At 54.7% G+C, this 21,037-nt stretch carries 20 protein-coding genes; 9 read left to right on the top strand and 11 right to left on the bottom strand.

Going from position 1 to position 21,037, the window contains the following annotated elements; translation table 11 throughout:
- Window positions 1-32 precede the first annotated feature (32 nt).
- The 10 genes from AB4O05_RS16280 to rfaH all read right to left on the bottom strand — a co-directional run bounded on the left by AB4O05_RS16280 (window position 33) and on the right by rfaH (window position 9,159).
- Entirely contained in the window at window positions 33-272 is a 240-nt protein-coding gene (locus tag AB4O05_RS16280; protein WP_460136607.1) for a hypothetical protein, read from the bottom strand.
- A gap of 180 nt (window positions 273-452) precedes the next feature.
- On the bottom strand, window positions 453-1,862 hold the full coding sequence (locus AB4O05_RS16275) for a mannose-1-phosphate guanylyltransferase/mannose-6-phosphate isomerase (protein ID WP_460136608.1): 1,410 nt from the start codon (window positions 1,860-1,862) through the stop codon (window positions 453-455).
- A gap of 23 nt (window positions 1,863-1,885) precedes the next feature.
- On the bottom strand, window positions 1,886-2,344 hold the full coding sequence (locus tag AB4O05_RS16270; protein ID WP_460136609.1) for a GDP-mannose mannosyl hydrolase: 459 nt from the start codon (window positions 2,342-2,344) through the stop codon (window positions 1,886-1,888).
- 5 nt (window positions 2,345-2,349) lie between these two features.
- The gene (locus AB4O05_RS16265) at window positions 2,350-3,558 is read right to left on the bottom strand and encodes a WcaI family glycosyltransferase (RefSeq protein WP_460136610.1); all 1,209 of its coding nucleotides are present in this window, start codon (window positions 3,556-3,558) and stop codon (window positions 2,350-2,352) included.
- On the bottom strand, window positions 3,558-4,535 hold the full coding sequence (gene fcl, locus AB4O05_RS16260) for a GDP-L-fucose synthase (protein ID WP_460136611.1): 978 nt from the start codon (window positions 4,533-4,535) through the stop codon (window positions 3,558-3,560). The genes AB4O05_RS16265 and fcl overlap by 1 nt, the downstream gene beginning before the upstream one ends.
- A 2-nt stretch (window positions 4,536-4,537) precedes the next feature.
- A complete protein-coding gene (gene gmd / locus AB4O05_RS16255) occupies window positions 4,538-5,659 on the bottom strand; it encodes a GDP-mannose 4,6-dehydratase (RefSeq protein ID WP_460136612.1) in 1,122 nt (373 codons plus the stop codon).
- 69 nt (window positions 5,660-5,728) lie between these two features.
- Window positions 5,729-6,664, bottom strand: coding sequence for a glycosyltransferase family 2 protein (locus AB4O05_RS16250; protein ID WP_460136613.1), 936 nt, complete (start codon window positions 6,662-6,664; stop codon window positions 5,729-5,731).
- Entirely contained in the window at window positions 6,661-7,230 is a 570-nt protein-coding gene (locus AB4O05_RS16245) for an LbetaH domain-containing protein (protein ID WP_460136614.1), read from the bottom strand. The genes AB4O05_RS16250 and AB4O05_RS16245 overlap by 4 nt, the downstream gene beginning before the upstream one ends.
- Window positions 7,227-8,372 (bottom strand): glycosyltransferase, encoded by a 1,146-nt coding sequence (locus AB4O05_RS16240; protein WP_460136615.1) that lies wholly within the window; start codon window positions 8,370-8,372, stop codon window positions 7,227-7,229. The genes AB4O05_RS16245 and AB4O05_RS16240 overlap by 4 nt, the downstream gene beginning before the upstream one ends.
- Window positions 8,373-8,616: 244 nt before the next feature.
- On the bottom strand, window positions 8,617-9,159 hold the full coding sequence (rfaH, locus tag AB4O05_RS16235) for a transcription/translation regulatory transformer protein RfaH (RefSeq protein WP_460137569.1): 543 nt from the start codon (window positions 9,157-9,159) through the stop codon (window positions 8,617-8,619).
- Between the two features lie 345 nt (window positions 9,160-9,504).
- Between rfaH and AB4O05_RS16230 the strand changes: the two genes are divergently transcribed.
- The 9 genes from AB4O05_RS16230 to AB4O05_RS16190 all read left to right on the top strand — a co-directional run bounded on the left by AB4O05_RS16230 (window position 9,505) and on the right by AB4O05_RS16190 (window position 20,316).
- The gene (locus AB4O05_RS16230; protein WP_460136616.1) at window positions 9,505-9,945 is read left to right on the top strand and encodes a low molecular weight protein-tyrosine-phosphatase; all 441 of its coding nucleotides are present in this window, start codon (window positions 9,505-9,507) and stop codon (window positions 9,943-9,945) included.
- A gap of 41 nt (window positions 9,946-9,986) precedes the next feature.
- The gene (locus AB4O05_RS16225; protein ID WP_460136617.1) at window positions 9,987-12,212 is read left to right on the top strand and encodes a polysaccharide biosynthesis tyrosine autokinase; all 2,226 of its coding nucleotides are present in this window, start codon (window positions 9,987-9,989) and stop codon (window positions 12,210-12,212) included.
- Between the two features lie 197 nt (window positions 12,213-12,409).
- A complete protein-coding gene (locus AB4O05_RS16220) occupies window positions 12,410-13,732 on the top strand; it encodes a UDP-glucose dehydrogenase family protein (protein ID WP_460136618.1) in 1,323 nt (440 codons plus the stop codon).
- A gap of 88 nt (window positions 13,733-13,820) precedes the next feature.
- Window positions 13,821-15,161 carry a lipopolysaccharide biosynthesis protein gene (locus AB4O05_RS16215; RefSeq protein ID WP_460136619.1) on the top strand — a complete coding sequence of 447 codons (1,341 nt, stop codon included), beginning with the start codon at window positions 13,821-13,823 and terminating at the stop codon, window positions 15,159-15,161.
- A 120-nt stretch (window positions 15,162-15,281) separates the two neighbouring features.
- On the top strand, window positions 15,282-16,592 hold the full coding sequence (locus AB4O05_RS16210) for a hypothetical protein (protein WP_460136620.1): 1,311 nt from the start codon (window positions 15,282-15,284) through the stop codon (window positions 16,590-16,592).
- Complete coding sequence (locus AB4O05_RS16205) at window positions 16,589-17,371, top strand: glycosyltransferase family 2 protein (protein ID WP_460136621.1); 783 nt, start codon at window positions 16,589-16,591, stop codon at window positions 17,369-17,371. Before AB4O05_RS16210 ends, AB4O05_RS16205 begins: the two co-directional genes overlap by 4 nt.
- Before the next feature lie 17 nt (window positions 17,372-17,388).
- Window positions 17,389-18,534, top strand: a complete 1,146-nt coding sequence (locus AB4O05_RS16200) for a glycosyltransferase family 4 protein (RefSeq protein ID WP_460136622.1) — start codon at window positions 17,389-17,391, stop codon at window positions 18,532-18,534.
- 175 nt (window positions 18,535-18,709) lie between these two features.
- Window positions 18,710-19,810, top strand: coding sequence for an acyltransferase family protein (locus AB4O05_RS16195; RefSeq protein ID WP_460136623.1), 1,101 nt, complete (start codon window positions 18,710-18,712; stop codon window positions 19,808-19,810).
- Window positions 19,811-20,007: 197 nt separating this feature from the next.
- Window positions 20,008-20,316, top strand: a complete 309-nt coding sequence (locus tag AB4O05_RS16190; protein ID WP_460136624.1) for a phosphomannomutase — start codon at window positions 20,008-20,010, stop codon at window positions 20,314-20,316.
- A gap of 23 nt (window positions 20,317-20,339) precedes the next feature.
- On the opposite strand, the gene AB4O05_RS16185 is transcribed toward AB4O05_RS16190, so the two are convergent.
- Entirely contained in the window at window positions 20,340-20,999 is a 660-nt protein-coding gene (locus AB4O05_RS16185) for a hypothetical protein (protein ID WP_460164749.1), read from the bottom strand.
- Window positions 21,000-21,037 lie beyond the last annotated feature (38 nt).

Below are 21,037 nucleotides of genomic sequence, written 5' to 3'. Positions count from 1 at the left end.
CCAAGCGGTCTTGAAAGCGGAAGATTTACAACTTAGTTGCTGGCACTCGTGGTACCGGTCGTGCCTGTGGTGCCCGTGGTGGTGCCGCCATTGGAACTGCCGCCACTGCTGGAGGCTGCGGCTGCGCCGGCGATGAGGGCGCTGGCGACGAGGAGGGTTTCACCGACCGTGACAGACCCGACCACCGCGGTGTCGAGCCACAACGGCAACTCGGCAGCCAACGCAGAAGTACTCATCACACTAAGCAAAACAATAGCCAGTGTTTTTTTCATATCCGACTCCTTATCGTCAGTGAGTAGCCGGGCAGATAGTGCCACCCTACTAAACAACGCACCAGCCGGGGCATGTTCAGTGTTATTAGTTGAAAATAACGTTTTTCCGGCGAAGTGCCCGGCGGCCAATGCATTGCGCTCCCGCCAGTTATATAAAACGTTATTAAATGTCCGAAAACTTCACACCCGCCCGTATTTGTCTTCAAAGCGCACAATATCGTCCTCGCCCAGATAAGAACCCGATTGCACCTCGATCAGCTCCAGAGGGATCACCCCCGGATTTTCCAGGGCATGTACCTGCCCGATGGGGATATAGGTCGACTCGTTTTCCGACACCAGGTAGCTCTGTTCGCCATTGGTGACCTTGGCCGTGCCGCTGACCACGATCCAGTGTTCGGCGCGGTGGTGATGCATCTGCACCGAGAGCTTGGCCCCTGGTTTTACGGTAATGCGCTTGACCTGGTAACGCGCGCCATTGTCCACCGAGTCGTACATGCCCCAGGGCCGGTACACCTCGCGGTGGTTGAGGTGTTCATGGCGCCCGGCCTGTTTGAGTTGCTCGACGATGCCCTTGACCTGCTGCACCTGGTCCTTGTGAGCGACCAACACCGCGTCCTTGGTCTCGACGATGATCAGGTCCCGTACCCCCACCGTGCCCACCAGCCGACTGTCGGCGTGCACGTAGGTGTCGTGGGTGTCGACGGTCAGCCCGTCACCGCGTATCACGTTGCCGCTGGGGTCCTTTTCGCTGGCCTCCCAAAGCGCCGACCAGGAGCCGATATCGCTCCAGCCGGCCTGCAACGGCACCATCACCGCATCACTGGTTTTTTCCATCACGGCGTAGTCGATCGAGTTATCCGCGCAGGCGGCGAAGGTGGCCGCGTGCACACGGGTAAACGGCTGGTCCTGGCTGCCGCCCGCCAGCGCTGCGCGGCAGGCTTCAAGGATGGCCGGCTCGAAGCGCTCCAGCTCCTGCAGGTAGCGACTGGCGCGGAACATGAACATGCCGCTGTTCCAGGCGTAATCACCGCTGTCCACATATGCCTGGGCAGTGGCGGCATCCGGCTTCTCGACAAAGCGCTTGACCCGATAACCCCCCTCGCCCACCGGCGCGCCTTGCTCGATGTAGCCATAGCCGGTGTGGGCACTGTCGGGGGTGATGCCGAAGGTCACCAGCTTGCCATCGCGTGCCAGCGGCAGCGCGATTTCCAGGCTGGCGTGGAACGCCGGGACATCGGTAATCAGATGGTCGGCCGCCAGCACCAGCAGGATCGGGTCCTCGGCCTCGGCCAGCGCCTTGCACGCCGCCAACGCGATGGCCGGCGCGGTGTTGCGCCCCACCGGTTCGAGCAGGATGCTGGCGTGCTCCAGGCCCAGCTGGCGCAACTGCTCAGCCACCAGGAAGCGGTGCTGTTCGTTGCAGATCAACTGCGGCACGGCGACGTTCGCGCCTTCCAGGCGGGTGATGGTCTGTTGCAGCATCGACAGCTGTGCATCGGTGAGGCGCAGGAACTGCTTGGGGTTCAGTTGCCGGGAGAGCGGCCACAGGCGCGACCCCGAACCGCCCGCCATGATCACGGGTAATAACATGAGAGCATCCTTGGGAACGAGGGTCAGAAATAGGCACGGGTGTTTTCATGCACCCGTGGGCTGATACGCAGTTCATCCTGTGGCCACCAACGGTACTGCTGGTGTTGCTCCGTGGGCAGTTGCAGGGTTTCATCAGTGGCCAGTTGCAGGCAATAGCCGAGCACCACATAGTGAGTGTCCGGCCCGGCCCCGGCGTTGGCAAATACGCTGTCGTCGTAGAAGTGCTCGTACACCCCCAGCAGCTGCGCCTGGTCGCGCTCAAAGGCGCGCCCCAACTCGTCGCGGGTAATGCGCTGAAAGGCGCGGTCGAGGCTTTCGTTCTTCTGGATGCGCCCGCCAGGCACAAACCAGAAACCATAGGCCGGCCGATTGACCCGCAGGCCCATTAACACCTCACCACGGCTGTTTTTCACTACCAGGTCGATCGCCACCAACGGCGTCGACGCCACGACCGTCTTGAAGGTCGGTAAATCAAGCCACATACCGTTCAAACCTGTGCCAGAAAACGTTGCAGAATGCGTTCCTTGTCGAGGAACTCCTGGGCGTAGTTCAACGCCACCTTGTTGCCCGCGGGCAATGCCAGCACTCGCGCGATCCCGGCATTCAGCGCCGCGACGGACTCCGGCTCGACCAACACCGCAATGCCCGGATGTTCCGCGCATAGGCGCCCGAGGGTGGTGTCGGGGTCGGCGGTGATGATCGCGTGCCCGCCCACCGCCAGGATGTTGGTCAATTTGGACGGCAGCACCGCGTCCGCCACCCCGCGCTTCTGGATTACCAGGTGCACATCCGCCGAAGCCAGCAGTGCCGGCAGGTCTTCGTTGGCTTGCAACGGTGCAAGCAGCACATTGCGCAGGCCATCGCGCCGTATCCGCTCGAGCAAGCGTGCCTTGCCGGGGCCCTGGCCAACGATCAGAAAGACCAGGTCGGCCCGCTGGACGTGCGCCTGGGCAGCGTCGAGGATCAGCTCCAGGCCCTGCTTCTCGCCGATGTTGCCCGAGTACAACAACACCCGCGTGCCAGCCGGCACCCCCAGGCGCTCGAGCAAGGTGCGGTTGCGCGGCACCTGTCGAAAGCGTGAGGTTTCCGACCAATTCGGAAAGAACAACAGCCGCTGGCTGTGCACGCCTTTGCCACGGGCCTTGTCGAGCATGCCGCTGGAAATCGTCGAAACCCGGTCGAAGCGCCGCAACAACCAGCGCTCCAGGCCGAACGCCAAGCGACGCAGCAGCGAGCCGCCACCGATGCCCAGGCCAAACATCGCGTCCACTTCGTAGTCCTGGATATGCAGCACCGAGCGCGCGCCACTGAGCTTGGCCAGCAATAGCGCCTGGGGCGCGCAAAACAGCGTGGGCACCACCAGAATCACCAGGTCCGGCTTCCAGCGCAATTGCCCCAGCACCGCCAGGCACGAGCTGGCGGAAAAACTCATCAGGTGCAACAGCCGCGTCAACGCGCCGGGCTGGCGTGGCACATACAGCGGGCAGCGGATCACCGTGACACCAGCGTCCTGTTCGGTGCGATAGCGCCACGGCGAATAGCCCTCGCCCACCTGCCAGCAGGGGTAATACGGCGGCGCCGTGACCACCCGCACGTCATGCCCCTGACCGGCCAGCCAGCGTGCCTGTTCACCGCTGTACTTGCCGATGCCGGTCAGCTCCGGGCTGTAATTGATGCCGTACAGGAGAATCTTCATCACTGGCCCCGGGGTTGTTCGAGCGCCGCGAGATAGGCGTTATAGGCATCGCGCAGGCCTTCCTCCAGCGGCACATAGGCTTCCCAGCCGAGCGCGCTGATACGGCTCACATCCAGCAACTTGCGCGGCGCGCCATCGGGCTTGCTGACATCGAAACGCAAGCGCCCACCGAACCCGGTGACCCGCACCAGGGCCTGGGCCAACTCGGCAATGGTGCAATCCACACCGGTGCCGACGTTCAAGTGCGAGCACATCGGCTGGGTCTGCGCGCGATAGCGCTCGGGGCTGAGCTCCATCACATGCACGCTGGCCGCCGCCATGTCATCCACATGCAGGAACTCACGGCGCGGCGTGCCACTGCCCCAGATCACCACCTCCTCGTCGCCACGCTGCGTCGCCTCGTGGAAGCGCCGCAGCAAGGCGGCGATCACATGGCTGTTGTGTGGGTGGTAGTTGTCGCCCGGGCCATACAGGTTGGTAGGCATCACGCTGCGGTAGTCGCGGCCGTGCTGGCGGTTGTAGCTTTCGCACAGTTTGATCCCGGCGATCTTGGCCACGGCGTAGGGTTCGTTGGTGGGCTCCAGGGCGCCGTCAAGCAACACCGCCTCGATCATCGGTTGCGGTGCGTGCACCGGGTAGATACACGACGAGCCGAGGAATAACAGCTTGTCCACGTCATGGCTGTGGGCGGCATGGATCACGTTGGCCTGGATCATCAGGTTCTGGTAGATGAAATCCGCCGGGTAGGTGGCGTTGGCGTGAATCCCGCCGACCTTGGCGGCCGCCAGGTACACCTGGTCTATACGCTGCCTGGCGAAGTACGCCTGCACCGCCGCCGGGTCGAGCAGGTCCAGTTCATCGCGGCTCGCTGTGAGGATCTGGGTATAGCCCAGGGCCCACAGGCGCCGCACGATGGCCGAGCCGACCATGCCGCGATGGCCGGCGACAAAGATCCGCGCATCAAAATCACGAGCCATGCTCAGTTCTCCACGGCAATCGGTGCGTCGTGGCCGTGCAGGCGCAACAAGGCGTGGCGCTGAGCGATCTTGAGGTCTTCGCGCACCATCTCCGCACACATGTCCTGGGCGCTGATTTCCGGGGTCCACCCCAGCTTCTGTTGGGCCTTGGACGGGTCGCCCAACAATGTCTCAACCTCTGCCGGGCGGAAGTAGCGCGGGTCGACGCGCACAATCACATCGCCCACCAGGATACCGGGGGCCAGGTCGCCGTCGATGTGCTCGACCACCGCCACCTCCTCCAAGCCCTCACCGACAAAACTCAGGCGCAGGCCCAATTCCGCTGCCGACCAGCGAATGAAATCGCGCACCGAATACTGCACGCCGGTGGCGATCACAAAGTCCTCGGGCTTCTCTTGCTGCAGCATCATCCACTGCATGCGCACGTAATCCTTGGCATGGCCCCAGTCGCGCAGGGCGTCCATGTTGCCCATGTACAGGCACTGCTCCAGGCCCAGTGCGATGTTGGCCAGGGCGCGGGTGATCTTGCGGGTCACGAAGGTTTCACCGCGACGCGGCGACTCGTGGTTGAACAGGATGCCGTTGCACGCATACAACCCGTAGGCTTCGCGGAAGTTCACGGTGATCCAATAGGCGTACAGCTTGGCCACGGCATAGGGCGAGCGCGGGTAGAACGGGGTGGTTTCCTTCTGCGGGGTTTCCTGCACCAAGCCGTACAACTCGGAGGTGGAGGCCTGGTAGAAACGGGTTTTCTTTTCCAGGCCCAGCAGGCGGATCGCCTCAAGGATGCGCAAGGTGCCGAGGGCATCCACATCGGCGGTGTATTCCGGCGAATCGAAGCTCACGGCCACATGGGATTGGGCGCCAAGGTTGTAGATTTCGTCGGGCTGGATCTGCTGGATGATACGCGTCAGGTTCGACGAGTCCGCCAGGTCGCCATAGTGCAGGATCAGGTTTTTATGCTGGGCCTGGGGGTCCTGGTAAATGTGGTCGATGCGTTGGGTATTGAACGACGAGGAGCGGCGTTTCAAACCATGCACGATGTAGCCTTTTTCCAGCAGCAGCTCCGCCAGGTAGGAGCCATCCTGCCCGGTAACCCCGGTTATAAGTGCGACTTTTTTCATGTCTATCTCCCAAATAATAGGCGAGCGAAGGCCGACACCCGAATGTGGGTGTTTGTTAAAAACGGTCAGTTATTTCGGTATGGGCAGCGTCAAGTTATGTCCGGTCAACTTTGAAAGTTCACGGACAATGGCTTCCTTATCGTTTAAGTGAGCAATCGCGGTTTCCAGTTCAAGCACCTTGGCGCCCACCAGAAAGCGGTACCAGTAACCTTGGAGCACGTGATAAACCAGGCCGCTGCGGCCGTCGAGGAAACCCAGTTGCAGGATGTAGCGCCAGAAGAAGTACGCCGTCGAACTCACGGTAAAGGGCACGCGGTTATACACGCGGTTTTTCACCGTGCGCTTGAGCTTGGCCTGGAACGAACTGTGCCCCTCATTCAACTCATGGCGTACCGTAAATAACGCCAGGCGCGCATTGATGATCTCAATGGCTTCACGGGTCGCGTACTGGTTGTGCTTGTGGGTGAAGAACGTCAAGTCCCGCAGGTTGTGGTCGGCAAACCCACCTTCCAGGGTGATGGTGCGTCCCTGGGCCACCGAGATGTGCTCATCCATCCAGCGATCTTCGATGCGCCCTTGCCCCGTGCGCCATAGCCGCAGCATCTTCAACGGGTAGCGGCCGCCATGGCGCACCCAGCGCCCCATGAAAATATGCTTGCGCTTGAAGTTGATGCCGGTGATGTCCTCGTCCAGCGCCGGCAGACGCTGATTGATCTGCGCCGCCAGATCGGCCTCGATGATTTCATCCGCATCCAGGCGCATCGTCCAGTTGCCGGTAATCGGCAAATTATCCAGCGCCCACTGGAACTGCCTGGCCTGGTTGACGAAGGCGTGCTGCACCACCAACGCGCCGTGACGCCGGGCGATCTCGCAGGTGTCGTCGCTGGAAAACGAATCGACCACCAGCACCTCGTCGCTGAAAGCGCGCACCGACTCGATCGCACGGGCAATGTGCAAGCTTTCGTTGTAGGTGAGGATGATCACGCTGACGGTTTCACGAGTCATGGCATCGCCTCCTGCAAGTGCTGTGTGCGTAAGCCGATTGGCCGGGCCGGATGCCCGGCGTGGACGGTCCACGGCTGGGCAATGCTCTTGATCACCAGGCTGCGCGCGCCCACCACCACGCCATCGGCAATAACCACACCCAGACTGATAAAAGCATCGGCACACACCCACACGTGCTCGCCCACCACGATGGGTTTTGCATACAACTGAAAGTTTCGGCTGTTGTAGTCGTGGGACCCGCCACACAAATGGGCCCCCTGGGAAATCACGCTGTAGCGTCCGATGGAAATCGTCGCCATGTTGTAAAGGTTGGTGCCATCGGCAATACCGACATGGTCACCCAGTTCGAGATTCCACGGCGCCCACACTTTGGCGCGTGGGTAAACATGCACACCTTTGCCCAGGCGTGCGCCGAACAGCCTGAGTAAAAAAGCCCTCCAGGCGTGAAACGGACGTGGGCTGGGCCGAAACAGCAGCACGTACACCATATTCCACAGCTGACGACGCAGCCGGTGCGCCAATGAAAACGACGGCGAGCGATGAGGGTCATTGCCTTGGAGAATCATGGGAGGCACTCCCGGATGATCTCCAACAGGCGCTGAGCGCCACGGCGGATATGAAAACGCTCGGCAAAGCACGCCCTGGCTCTTTCGGACATGTGCGCGTAACCGGCCACGTCCAGTTGCAACCAGCGCTGCAGGTTATGCACCGCACCGGCCACAGTGTCTTCGCTGACAAACCCGACGGCGTCCTTTTCGATTTCACGCCAGATATTGACCTTGTTACTGATCAACACCGGCTTGCCGCAGGCCAGCGCCTCAGCCACGACCACGCCAAAATTTTCCTGGTGGGAGGGCAGGCAAAATACTTCCGCCGCGTAAAACGCCGCCCACTTTGCCGCCCCCTGCAACATGCCCGGCCACGTCACGCGATGGGCAATGCCCAGTTCCACGGCTTGCTCCTTCAGCGCCTGCACCCAGCCGTCTTGATCAGGCCCGGCCATGACCAGATGCAAACGCTCATCTTGCCCAGCGATCCGGGCGAATGCCTGCAGCAAGTGGTCGCAGCCTTTTTTTTCGTGGATACGACTCAAGAACAGCATCATCCGTTTGCCCTTCAGCTCCGGGTAATCAGTGACGAACGCCTGCGCCAGGCGAGCACCATCGGACGGTGGGCTGGAGGTGCCATAGGCGGTGAGCGTTTCGTTGGCGCGATATAACCAGAACGACTCACGCGCACGAACTTTCTCTTCTTCACTGGTAAACACCACGCGCTTGGCGTCCCTGAGTACCCGGTACTCTCCCCACGGCCAATACAGCCACTTTTTCAAATGTTTGAGCGGATATTCGTGCTTGAACCAGGGATCGAGCATGCCGTGGGTATACACGATGTAAGGTCGGCCTAATTTGTTCAGCACCTGGCGAGCGACAAAACCGTGGTACTGCCACAACCCGTTGACGATGAAAAAATCGTAGTGTCGCGCGTGCTGTTCAAGCCATTGGCGAATATTGCCGTTCAAACCGTAGCCGAACCGGCTCGGCCCCATGAAATGCACGGTGCCTGGATAGTCGACAGCGAAGTCCGCATCCAGCGTCAACACATCTACACGATGCCCCTCCTGAACGAGCAACTTGTCAATTTCCCGCGCGGCATTGATAGGGCCGCCATTTTCCGGTTTAACCGAAGAGATGATTCTTAGTAACTTCAAGTGCGGTCCGCTCATCCGTTGAATTGATTCAAGTCTTTTTGCAGGCTGCAATAATCAGACAGACGCACTACACACCAAAACTCCAATAATGTGCGATGCAATTAAATAAGGTCGGCGGCAAAAACCGCGCAGCGAGCAATCGACGACTCTCAGGGAACTGCCGGGCGCCATAAAAAACACAGAGAGTTGAACAGGCAAGGTGATCATTACGTATTAGCCGTCACCTATTAATACTCCGTGGCTATTAAAGTTTGCCAACGCCACTCAACGGCACACTGATAGTCTGCTCTCGCTGCAGGATATTCATCAGCAATAACACCCGCTCGACCCCATCCATGGCCATGAAGATCGCCTTCAACTCGGCAAAGGGACCTTCCTTGATACACACCGCCTCCCCGCGGGTAAGACACGTCTCTACCGTGACTCCGCTGTCGCGCTCATAAAGCTGGGCAATCAACGCATCACGGACCGGCAGTGGCTGCCCACCAAAACCCACAACCCTTAATACACCACGGGTCGAACGCAAAGGCCCCCAGTTATCGTGGGAGCTGACCCGGATAAATAAATAACTCGGGAACAGCGATTCACAAACAACCTTTCGCTGCCCTTTTAAAATACGCTCACGCCGGTGCTTGGGACGAAAGCAGGTATATCCCTGGCTAACCAGATTATTTTCGGCTCGCTCATCCTGATTAGCCTTGCACTGGACCAAATACCAGGCCGTTGCACAAAACGCCTCACTCTGGATATTCCTAACAGCTGTCGCGTGATGTGCCAACACTTTCAGGCCCTTATTCCGTCTAATACTTAACCTGCTTTCCACCCCTAACAACAACTCACTCAGCTTATACCGAGCCACATAAAAAAAACCATGAATGTTATTTTTTGTCCGTAGACAATTGGAATGTTATTTTTTGTCGAGTTTTATAAGCTGGCTAACTTCGAACACTATGGCATTAAGTAGGCAACTGATATTTAAGGGTTGCTGCTGCGGCGTATTCGACGTTAAGCTTCTAAACGTAACGACCACTTAGTCAGCCTTTCAGTTCACGCGCAAACCTTACAATACCCTTCAGCATTATAAAATTGGGTAGTTCACCACAGCACATGTCTATGCCCCAGGGAGGTTGCCGTGTTTAAGAAAATTCTGGTCGTGTGCATCGGCAACATCTGTCGCAGTCCTACAGCAGAAATTTTGTTGCGCGAAGCACTTGCTCGCTCCGACATCGAAGTCAGCTCGGCCGGCCTTGCCGCATTGGAGGACAACGCTATCGAACCCACTGCACGAAGGGTCCTTGAGGAACATGGCTACGTACCAAAGACGCACAAAGCCAGTCAACTAACGCCACAAACCGTCTGTGAATCGGAGCTTATCCTGGTGATGGAAAAAGGACATATCAACGGCGTTCTCGACATTGCACCCGAAGCACGGGGCAAAGTTTTCTTGTTAGGTAAATGGCAAGACAACCGCGAAATCAGAGACCCCTACCGTCAAGGAAAGGCTGCTTTTGTTCATGCTTATACGTTGATAGAAGAAGCCGTAAATGCATGGGCGCAGCGTCTTGCGCGCTGAGCGTCACTTATCAAATAGTCACCAGGGCCGAAAACTAACTTATGCAACAGCCAACTGTAGTTAATGTGCAGGATTACGACAACGACGAGATTGACTTTCTCGGCGTGCTCGGAGCCATGATCGATCACAAAGGGTTAATTACGGCAATTACTGTGATCTTTATGATCGTAGGCGTGGCGTATGCCGTGTTAACGCCCCCGATCTATCAGGCGAACGCGCTGGTTCAGGTCGAATCTAAAAAAAATGACCTGCTAGGGTTCTCGGATGTCAGCAGTATGTTGGGCAAGGAGTCTCCTTCTACCACCGAGATTGAGCTGATCAAGTCGCGTGCGATCATTGGCGAGACGGTCGATAAACTACAACTTGATATTGTCATCGTGCCGAATTACTTCCCTGTGGTTGGCGAGTTCATTGCTCGCCGCTTTAAAAGTACGCTGCATGGCGACGTCGCCAGCCCATGGCTGGGTATGAATAGCTTCGCGTGGGGTGGAGAATCCCTTAAGCTGTTTCAGCTCAAGTTACCGGATGATCTACTCGGTAAAAAACTGACCCTCGTCGCAGGCGCCAACGGGCATTACACGCTTCTAGACGAAGGCGGCAACCTGTTGGTTGAGGGCGAGGTGGGGCAAGCGGTCGATCGCGAGGGTATTAAACTTCAAGTTGAGGAGTTGCTGGCAAATCCTGGGGCCGAGTTCAGCATTGTCCGCAAACCTCGCCTGAACAGCATTCTGGAATATCAAGATGCACTGGATGTGCTTGAGCGCGGGAAAGAATCCGGCATTCTCAACCTGTCATTGGAAGGTAAAGACACCAGGAAAGTGGTAAAAATATTAAATACCATTGCGGATCTTTATGTACGACAGAACGTGCAGCGTACCTCGGCAGAGGCCGCTCAAAGCCTGGCCTTTTTGAGAGAGAAGCTTCCAGAGATCAAACAGGATCTGGAGAAAGCCGGAAATGCTCTTAACCAATACCAGACGCGTCACAAGTCCGTGGACATCACTCTGGAAACCAAGTCGATCCTCGATCAGATGGTCAACCTGGATACCAATATATCCAACATGAAACTCCAGCAAGCCGAGATGGATAGAAGGTTTACCCCTGAACATCCTGCTTACCGTGCCCTGTTGACTCAGATCGGTGAGTTGACTGAAAAACAAAAAATGCTGGAGAAAAAAGTTACCAGCCTGCCCTCTACCCAGCAGGAATTGCTCAGCCTCACCCGTGACGTTGAGGTGGGCACCGAGGTGTACACGCAACTGCTGAATAAATCCCAGGAACTTGATGTCATGCGAGCGGGTACCGTCGGCAACGTGCGCCTGATCGATACCGCGGATGTGAACGTTCAGAAGCCCGTCAAACCCAAGAAATTCTTGATCGTAATGGGCGCTACGCTGTTCGGCGGTTTTTTCGCCGTGACCCTCGTATTGTTTCGCAAAGCCTTGAATAAAGGCCTTGAAAGCCCGGAAGCCATCGAGCAATTAGGGCTGCCGGTATATGCCTCTGTTCCCTATAGCGTGCTGCAAGAAGCCGAGGAAGCTAAGAGCACTCGAGGCCAGAGCCGGTACAAGGCTGGCGCATTGCTGAGCCTGTCTCACCCCACCGACCTGGCGATTGAAGCACTGCGCAGCCTGCGCACCAGCCTGCACTTTGCGATGCTGGAAGCCCCCAATAACCGCTTGATGATCTCCGGTCCAAGCCCCTTGGTGGGGAAAACATTTGTCTCCGCCAACCTCGCCGCCGTGATCGCACAGGCAGGGCAGCGCGTACTGCTGATCGATGTGGACATGCGCAAAGGCTATTTGCATAAAGTACTGGGGACCCCGGCAGAAAATGGTCTTTCCGACCTGCTGGTCAAACGCTGTGACCTCAACACCGCCATACACAAAACGGAAACCGAAAACTTTGACGTCATTGGGCGAGGCCAAATCCCTCCCAATCCGTCAGAGCTGCTGATGCACGCAAACTTCAGTGCACTGTTAGAGCAAGTCAGCGCGCTGTACGACCTGGTTATTCTTGATACACCGCCTCTATTGGCCGTCACGGATGCGGCCATTGTCGGCCGCCAGGCCGGTACCAATTTGATTGTTACTCGCTTCGGTATGACCCCAACCCGTGAAATTGAATTGACCATACGGCGTTTTGCGCAAAATGGTATCTCGCTGAAAGGCGCCATTTTTAATGGGGTTAAAAGACGAGCGTCGGCTAATTATGGTTATTCCAACTATGGCTATTACCACTACGACTACAAATCCGATAAGGCTTAAAGCCCGGTCAACGGCTGTCGCTTCGATATTTACTGTTTCGTCGTGTATTCAATGAGCCGCTACTGAGTCTTTCCAGGCTCGGATGCAGTTAACCCTTCAACACCTGGCGCTCTCGGGGATTGGCAGAAAACCCCGGGGCGGTAGCGTGCCCGGACACTTAACTTTTTCGCATTTAAATACTTCCATAGAGAATCGACATGAAAGTTACCGTTTTCGGCATTGGTTACGTAGGTTTGGTCCAAGGCGCGGTCTTGGCCGAAGTCGGTCATGACGTTGTTTGCGTCGATATTGATGCGGATAAGGTTCAACAACTCAAGCAGGGCCATGTCCCGATCTATGAGCCGGGCCTGGATACCTTTGTAAAAGAAAATTATGCGGCGGGCCGTCTCAGCTTCACCACCGATGCAGTCTTCGCCGTGAAGCATGGAAATGTGCAGTTCATTGCCGTTGGCACACCGCCGGATGAGGATGGATCGGCCGATCTGAAATACGTGCTCAGCGTTGCAGAAACCATTGCCCTGCACATGGAAAGCCATCAGACCATCATTGACAAATCCACCGTCCCTGTCGGAACGGCTGATAAGGTCAATAACCGTATCGTGGAAGTCCTCGCTCAGCGAGGGCGCGAAGAACTGACATTCGATGTCGTGTCAAACCCCGAGTTTCTCAAGGAAGGTTCGGCAGTCGCAGACTGCATGCGCCCTGACCGCATCGTCATCGGCACCAGCAGCGCGCACGCTGAAGAAGTGCTGCGCGAACTGTATGCACCGTTCAACCGCAACCATGAAAAAATTATTGTCATGGATGCAAGGAGCGCCGAACTGACGAAATACGCCGCCAACTGCATGCTTGCCACCAAAATCAGCTTTATGAACGAAATGGCCAACCTCGCGGCGTTGCTCGGCGCGGATATCGAGATGGTTCGCCAGGGCATCGGTTCGGATCCGCGCATCGGCTATCACTTCATCTACCCAGGTGTCGGTTACGGCGGTTCGTGCTTCCCGAAAGATGTACAAGCTCTGATTCGGACCGCCAACAGCATCGATTTCGATGCCAGCCTCCTGAAAGCGGTTGAACACCGGAATAATGAACAAAAACACCTGCAGTTCAAACAAATCCATAAGCATTTCTCGGGCGAACTGGACGGTAAAACATTCGCCCTCTGGGGCCTGAGTTTCAAGCCTAATACCGACGATATGCGCGAAGCCCCCAGCCGCGTGCTCATGGAAGCGCTATGGAAAGCAGGCGCCAAAGTTCGCGTCTACGACCCAGAAGCCATGGAAGAAACCCAGCGCATCTATGGCATTCGTGACGATCTGAATTTGTGTGGAACCAAGGAGACAGCACTCAAAGGTGCAGAGGCACTGGTGATCGTCACCGATTGGCCCGCGTTCAAAGCGCCGGACTTTGAATTCATCAAACAGCAACTCAACCAACCGGTAATTTTCGATGGGCGAAACTTATTTGAGCCTGCACGAATGAAAAAGAAAGGCATCACTCATTACGCTATTGGTCGATAAGCAAGCCCCGCCTTCAGGAAAGTTCGACGCACCGATTCCACTATTGACACATGCAACCCTGCTCAGCCCAAACCAGAGATCTTATGTTGTGCGTCTAGATAATCGACTTCGAAGGCTGGTTAAAAATATCTTTGGGTCCGCCGCCGCCCGACTCATTAATCTGTTGATTGTAATGGCTCTTATCCCGCTCACCATTAACTCGCTGAGCGTGGCTGATTATGCATTTCTGTCAATGGCCATATCATTATCGGTACTGTCCGCTTACGCAGACCTCGGTATTGGACTGGCCATTGTCAATACCCTCGCGGGGGAGAGCAAAGAGACCGTGTCCGAAGGCTCTCGAAAAGCGGTTTCGGTGGTCTGGTTTACCTTGCTGACGATTGCAGGCGTGGCGCTGACTGTAACGGGCGGGTTGGCGCTGTGGGTCTACCACTATGCGCCGATTGCCGATGTTCCACGCTACCAGGCAATGTTGCTCGGGTCTGCTTGTGTCTTCGTCGGTTTGCCATCCGGGTTGATTCAACGGATTTTATTCGCACGTCACCGCATGACCGAGGCGAATGCCTGGGCCACCAGCGGACGTCTGCTGTCCCTGGTCTTCGTGTGGGCCGTGGTCGCGAGCGGCGCCGCCAACTTGTCATTGCTCGTTTTTGGGGTGATTGGCGTGCCCGTTATCGTTGGCTGGGTCTCAGTGCTGGTGGTATTCGGCAGAAGCAGCATGAAGCTTTTAGTACCTCGATTTAAATATTATGACCACACCCTGTTAAAACCGTACTTGATAACCGGCCTGTCATTTTTGATCCTGCAGGTCGTTCCGTACGCCGAAGTAGGCATAAACACCCTATTGGCCGGTAGCTTGATCGGCATCGACATCGTGCCCGCATTGGATGTGTACACAAGGCTCTACACCTATGTCCCCGCCCTTATTTCCATTGCGCTATTTCCTCTCTGGCCAGAAATCGCCAATGCAAAAGCAGAAGGAAATGGCGCCTGGATTTTAAAGGTCACGCGCTGGGCTTATTACCTTACAGGGGCGCTGGCGTTTGTCATAAGCCTGGTTCTTTTGCTCTTCGGAGAACAGCTGGTGAGCGTCTGGACCCACCAAAACCTTACACTGCCCTCCCCCGTACTGACCGGCATGGCGGTGTTTGCCGTACTTACTTGTATCGGCACTGTACAGTCGATGGTATTAAACGGCACCGGCGTAATTAAGCAGCAAGTCAAACTATACATCGTGTACTTAGTCATATTGTTCACGGCAAAAATATCAGCCACATCAACAGTGGGACTGGTTGGCATGATTTGGTCATTGAATGCTTGCCAGGTACTCAGGCTGGTTGTCGGAGGAAGCCTTCTCAAGACTCACATCAGGCTGACCTTCCCGAAGAACGTTGAAAACAGCGCGTCGTTCGCCAATAGAAATGTATAAGCCCCAACAACAAGTCTCAAGCCGATTTTGAAGCAGGACTGATGGCATACACGACACTGCGCAAAATAAAGGGCATCGCGCAATTACTGCGCCTACTTTATCGTGACTGGAATTTTTAGCATGCCAGAACCTTATCCTCTACCAGGTCTCTCCAGAGCACTCGCGCCGCTCAAAAAACACGTGGAACGGGACAGATCCAGGCTCAAAATAGCGCTCCGTTTTACGCCATTATTAATCGGCTTTGTCGCCAGCCAGAAGCTGTCTTTCGGCGGTGAGATTTATATTGGCGAAATTCTCGCGCTCATTTATCTGGCGTTAAACTTGGGCACGCTTAAGCTTGGCAAAAGCATCGGAACACTTGTTGTATTCGGTGTCATTTGGGCCATTTGCCAATTTATTTCCGACCAGGTCAATCAGTCCGATGTCATGGATTCAGTCAAAGGTGTCGGCGCGCCGCTTGTTTTTTTGTGTACGTTCATCGCCTTATCGATATATTTTGATCGCGACAACCAGCGCATGCCATCTTTTTTACTGGGCGCTTATCTGGGTGCTATTCCTCAATTTATTTTGTTTCCATCTGAATACTTCCTGGGTAACGCGTGGAAATGGGGGATTGCACAACTGGTCATTGCTCTGTTTGGCATGGTTTACACTTTCTTCATCGCTCGAAAGAAAAACCTCCACCTCATTCTATTTGTCTCGGTTTTTTCCATTTTCAGCCTTTTTAACGATTCGCGCAGCATGGCCATCTTTCCAATCCTTGCCGCCACAGCCTATATACTGCTGAGTCGCAAAAAATTTGCCGCGGCGCTCAACAGTATTAAAGGCCCCTTTGCCGCGACCAAAATGGTTTTTTTGATTTTCGCATTCCTGTTATTAATCAATGCCGTGTTCACCGTTATTTTTTCGTCAGACTGGTTCCTGGATAAACTTCCCGAAGAGTCGGCGAAAAAATTTCAGATCCAGGCCAGCGGCGAATATGGCGCTCTTCTTGGTGGTCGTAGTGAAATGCTGGTGTCTGTGGGCGCCTTCCTCGATAAACCTTTATTCGGTCATGGGTCTTGGGCAAAAGACACCGGTGGATATCAGGACAAACTGACCGCGCTTAAATATGCGCTGGGTTACTCGGAAAAAGACGAAGCAAACTACAACACCGATCTCATACCTGTTCATTCCTACCTCATGGGTGGATTAGTCTGGGCCGGCGTGGGCGGTGGTCTATTCTGGATAGTCATGAGTCGCTGGTTGCTGATTGAATTTATCAAGAACTTCAGATTTCTAGGATTCTATTTTTATAACGGCATCATAGAATTATTCTGGAACATCCTGTTCTCACCCTTTGGCGCGAGTGCACGATGGAGTACCGTGCTATTTATTGCAGCACTCTACTGTTATTCAAGACGTCTTTCAAAGAGCGGAAAACCACAGTGAAAATTTCAATTGTCACGATCTCGTTCAATCAGGCTGACTATTTAAAAAAATGTATAGACTCGGTACTTTCTCAACACTTCAAAGACCTCGAATATATCGTAGTTGACCCCGGCAGCAATGATGGCAGCCGAGAGATAATCGAATCGTATGGAGAGCAGATAATTAAAGTGTTCGAAAAGGACGCCGGTGCCGCAGATGGCCTCAACAAAGGATTTTTACGAGCCACCGGCGACATCTTTGGGTTCATCAATTCCGACGATGAATTGCTTCCCGGTGCGCTGGAAAAAGTCGCTGAGGCCTTTCGAACGAACACACGAACGGGGGTTATTTCAGGGTGTGGTTACTTTGTGGATGCCTCTGGCGCGATTCTAAAACCCATTACTCCATCGCGGTTCACACCTTGGCGGTATGCGCATGGCGCCGTGTCGGTCTTTCAACAGGGTACTTTTTTCCGCAGCGAGTGGTTCAGAAAAGCCGGCGGGTTCAATATCGAAAACCGAACCTGCTGGGATGGCGAACTGTTTTTAGACATGGCTCTTGCAGGCGCCCGCTTCAACACGATCGGTGAAGACCTGGCTATTTTTCGACTGCACGATGCGTCCATTACGGGAAGTGGGCGTCTGAATGAACTGTATGCACGGGACGCCGATCGGCTGTTCCGCTCGGCGCTCAAGCGACCGCGATCCGAACGAGACCGTTACATCGCTATTCTGGCAAGACTGCGCAAATGGTTTCTTGAGCCTTCATGGCTAATACGACGTGTGGCCCGACTTCGATAGTTGCAGGATAACTTACTATGCAGACCCATCCCCCGTCCTTGAGAAGACTCGTTATTTGGGAGCCTTCCCTCTCTCCTCACAAGGCAGATCTGTTCACGGCACTGGCACGCTTAAACCCTGAAATCGAGGTGATTTGCTGTGCCGACAAAGAACTCTCCGAGAGTCGTCGCGCCATAGGCTGGAGCGTTCCAGACCCTGTTGGGTATAGAAATATTGTGGCTCCCGATCTCCAGACCATTGAAGGGTTGGTGACAGAGTCTATTTCAACATCGCTGCACATATTTTCAGGGATACGTTGGGTTCCCACGATCCTCAAGGGCCTCACCGCTGTAAAAGCCAATAAAGCGCGCTATGCCATTATGTCCGAGCCTCGCGTCGCCTCAGGCTGGTCTGGCGCGTTGAGATGGCTGCAGTCCTGGGGCGAAGAGCGTTATCACCGCCGTCATGCGGCATTCATCCTGGCCATCGGTCGCAACGGGCCGCCGTGGTACACATCCACTGGTTATTCTGCGAAAAAAGTCATTCCATTTGCTTATTTCATCTCTCCCCCGGCCATGAAACCTTATGTCCCGCCACCTGACAAGAAACTACGTCTCGGGTATTTGGGGCGTTTGGTAAAAACGAAAGGTGTATTTGATGTCGTCGACGCGCTGGCGCAAATGAACGGGTGCGCAACGCTCGATATTGCCGGCGCCGGTCCCGACGAGGAGGCACTGAAAGCCCGCTGTATTTCAAGCGGTGTAGAAGCAGTATTCCGCGGCGTATTGCCCATGAACGAAATCAATTCCTTTTTCCGTGAGATCGATGTCCTGATACTCGCTTCCAGCGCCAAGGATGGATGGGGCGTCGTTGTCAGCGAAGCCCTCCTATGTGGGGTTCCCGTCGTTGCCACTACAACCGTCGGCGCATCGATAGTTCTGGAGCGAAGCCTGTTTGGTCGGTGCATTCCGCCCAAAAACCCGACTGCGATTGCCAATGCCGTCGAACAGATGAGGAATACAGGCGAACTGAGCCCGGCTAAGAGAGCACCGCGAGCAGCAGCAGCGGCAAACATTCTCTCAGCCTCTGCGGGTGCCGAATATCTGATGCGTGTGATTTCCTGGTATGACGGGCGCGACGCTCGACCACAGGATTTTTACCAACTGCACAATGACTGTCGTTAATATTTTCCCTGTTATTTTTTCGCTGTTTTATAGAGCGCGTATTCAGGTGAGTTCCTGACTTGACGGAGCAGTTTTCGACCGACTCGGATTTTTTAAACCTCAGGCAGCGACGGGATCAAAAAACGCTGGGTACTTCAGTACTTCCCCTAAATTTCAGCTGCAGGAAAAATAGAAAATGAAGTTAAACTATATCGACACCATGCGCGGCATAGCGATTTTGATGGTCGTTTTGGTACACACCGCCCAACCAGTAGTGGGCAAATCAAATCCACTGGCATTAATGGCAGAGTACGGACAAATGGGCGTTCAGCTTTTTTTTGTTGCCTCTGCTTTTACACTATGTCACTCATGGTTTGGGAGGCATGGGGAAAGAAGTAAATTGATAAAATACGGAATTCGAAGGTTTTTTAGAATAGCACCAATGTTTTACTTGGCGCTGATCTTGTATTTTCTTTTAAGCATTGCTGAAAACTTTTACAAGTTAAAACTTATTGAGCCTGCGGAACAATATACAGTTGTGAATATTTTGGTAAATATGCTATTTCTGCATGGATTTTACCCTCTGGCAAACAACAATGTTGTTCCGGGCGGGTGGTCTATTGGAACGGAGATGGCTTTTTATGTTGTGTTTCCGCTATTGGTGACGTGGCTTTCGAAGATCAAGATTAATCTTCTATCGGCGTCGATAATTATCTGCTTAACCATTTTTATTTCCCAGGCTTTCGTTTTTTTGATTTATGTCTTTACCGGAAAAGCAGTATCAAATAATAATTTTTTGTACTTTAATATGGTTGTTCAGGGGCCAGTCTTTATAATTGGAATGGTTTTTTATTTTCTGAACAAGGAGGACTTGTGGCCTTTTAGGTCGACCTATCCAAATGCGCTTGGCTTTATTTTTTTTACGGCGTTGGCGCTTGTGCTTTGGAAGCTTCGTGAGCCAAATTATTACTCCATTATTCCAATAATTTCTGGTTTTTCGTTTGTGTTTCTTTTCAAAGTTTTCGAGTTAAATGATGCATTGAACTCACCTCTCATTAGGCGAATAGGCGCCGTATCGTATTCAATGTATTTGCTGCATTTTATTTTCGCGCACAAACTGAATAAATTGATAAGTAACCGACTGACTGATTTTTTGGGTGCTGATATTGCTGTGCTGGTCCTTTTTTTGTCGACGGCATCATTGACTTTTATGTTGGCGGTTTTTTCGCAGCGTTATTTTGAGGCTTTCTTCATTGATCAGGGTAAGAGGTTGATTTCCAAACTGGGGAAACGCTGAAAACGACTTCCCGACTTGGTGAAATACCCGCCTTGCACGAATCGAACGGTTGAACCCCGATGAAACAGATGTCCTTCGCCGAATCCGAAAGGTCAAGGCGGTCGTCCGTTGTATCCGTTGCTGGCCATGTTGCGGGTTCATCTGATGCAGAACGGGTTCGGCTATATGCCTATTGAACACAGCAGCGAGGCACGGCCATGAAAAGTTCAAAGTTATTGGTAGAGCGTATTGGCCTGTTTCCCTCTTCAGGAAATATTCATGTCGAGGTGCATAACTCGACGCGTGTCGTAGAGCGCGTGCAGGTGTTATATGCCGACTACTCCCTGGACAGCGATGAGTCGTGCAGCGGCCTGTCCATGGTCTTTGCCGACTGGCGTTTCAAGTTGCAGGTCAGTGACGCCTTGTCGGTGTGCCTGTGCGTAGAAAGTCGCGGCGACAGTCAGTACCTGCAGATCAAGACCGCTGAGTTGCTGGCGAATATTTCCGGTACCGAGGAGCGCACATGAGTTCCTACGCGGGGCCTGGCGACTTACTCGGCGCTGCTGCGTACCTCGCCCAGCCGCCAGGCAGGCGCTTGATGGGCTTGATCGGCGCCTGAAAGGGAGACGGCGACGCGGTTGAGCAAGACCTCGGCGCTGTACTTGGGCACCAGCGCACACACCAGTAGAAATACCAGCCCACCGCTCATGAGCGAGGGCGACACCTTGATCGTTGCCGCTTCAATTCGCCACAGAAACAACAGCGCCGCGATCACACCGAGCGCGGCACCCGCCAAAGCCTCATTCAGGGGGTGTATATAAGGCGCGACGCAATAAGCACTGAACCACGCCCCCAGTACGACCCCCACCGCCGCCGCCGGCCAACGCCAGGCCAGGTTGAACTGGCGTGCCAATAAACTGATTGCCACCGTGAGCATCAGGCAGGTGTTCATGGCGTGGCCACTTAAGACCGCAATGTCCAAGTGTTGAAAGGCAACGCCCCAACCTTTGAACAACAACTTACTCAACGCCACCGTTGAATAAGCAATGCCGAGCGTAATTAACCAGGCGCGCAGGGCCCAGGGTGTGGAATACCTCAGCCACACAGCAATGACCACCGCAGCCGGAATCATTACGGTAATACCGCCATATTGCGCCAGTTCTGCCCGCATCAACGCCCAGCCCTCAAGGTAGCCTTTTTCGGCGCCCATCAGACCTTAGCCCTGAAGAAAATACAACGTTATCAATG

The organism is Pseudomonas sp. S1_G07, assembly GCF_054668565.1.
This window is presented reverse-complemented; position numbering and strand designations above follow the sequence as displayed.

What these genes read in the sequence shown, in the direction of transcription:
- gmd (WP_460136612.1), bottom strand. Translation starts at nt 5,659, where the DNA reads ATGAAAAAAGTCGCACTTATAACCGGGGTTACCGGGCAGGATGGCTCC.
- AB4O05_RS16225 (WP_460136617.1), top strand. Translation starts at nt 9,987, where the DNA reads ATGCAACAGCCAACTGTAGTTAATGTGCAGGATTACGACAACGACGAG.
- AB4O05_RS16275 (WP_460136608.1), bottom strand. Translation starts at nt 1,862, where the DNA reads ATGTTATTACCCGTGATCATGGCGGGCGGTTCGGGGTCGCGCCTGTGG.
- AB4O05_RS16245 (WP_460136614.1), bottom strand. Translation starts at nt 7,230, where the DNA reads ATGATTCTCCAAGGCAATGACCCTCATCGCTCGCCGTCGTTTTCATTG.
- fcl (WP_460136611.1), bottom strand. Translation starts at nt 4,535, where the DNA reads ATGGCTCGTGATTTTGATGCGCGGATCTTTGTCGCCGGCCATCGCGGC.
- AB4O05_RS16190 (WP_460136624.1), top strand. Translation starts at nt 20,008, where the DNA reads ATGAAAAGTTCAAAGTTATTGGTAGAGCGTATTGGCCTGTTTCCCTCT.
- AB4O05_RS16265 (WP_460136610.1), bottom strand. Translation starts at nt 3,558, where the DNA reads ATGAAGATTCTCCTGTACGGCATCAATTACAGCCCGGAGCTGACCGGC.
- AB4O05_RS16220 (WP_460136618.1), top strand. Translation starts at nt 12,410, where the DNA reads ATGAAAGTTACCGTTTTCGGCATTGGTTACGTAGGTTTGGTCCAAGGC.
- AB4O05_RS16200 (WP_460136622.1), top strand. Translation starts at nt 17,389, where the DNA reads ATGCAGACCCATCCCCCGTCCTTGAGAAGACTCGTTATTTGGGAGCCT.
- AB4O05_RS16210 (WP_460136620.1), top strand. Translation starts at nt 15,282, where the DNA reads ATGCCAGAACCTTATCCTCTACCAGGTCTCTCCAGAGCACTCGCGCCG.
- AB4O05_RS16195 (WP_460136623.1), top strand. Translation starts at nt 18,710, where the DNA reads ATGAAGTTAAACTATATCGACACCATGCGCGGCATAGCGATTTTGATG.
- AB4O05_RS16280 (WP_460136607.1), bottom strand. Translation starts at nt 272, where the DNA reads ATGAAAAAAACACTGGCTATTGTTTTGCTTAGTGTGATGAGTACTTCT.
- AB4O05_RS16185 (WP_460164749.1), bottom strand. Translation starts at nt 20,999, where the DNA reads ATGGGCGCCGAAAAAGGCTACCTTGAGGGCTGGGCGTTGATGCGGGCA.
- AB4O05_RS16270 (WP_460136609.1), bottom strand. Translation starts at nt 2,344, where the DNA reads ATGTGGCTTGATTTACCGACCTTCAAGACGGTCGTGGCGTCGACGCCG.
- AB4O05_RS16250 (WP_460136613.1), bottom strand. Translation starts at nt 6,664, where the DNA reads ATGACTCGTGAAACCGTCAGCGTGATCATCCTCACCTACAACGAAAGC.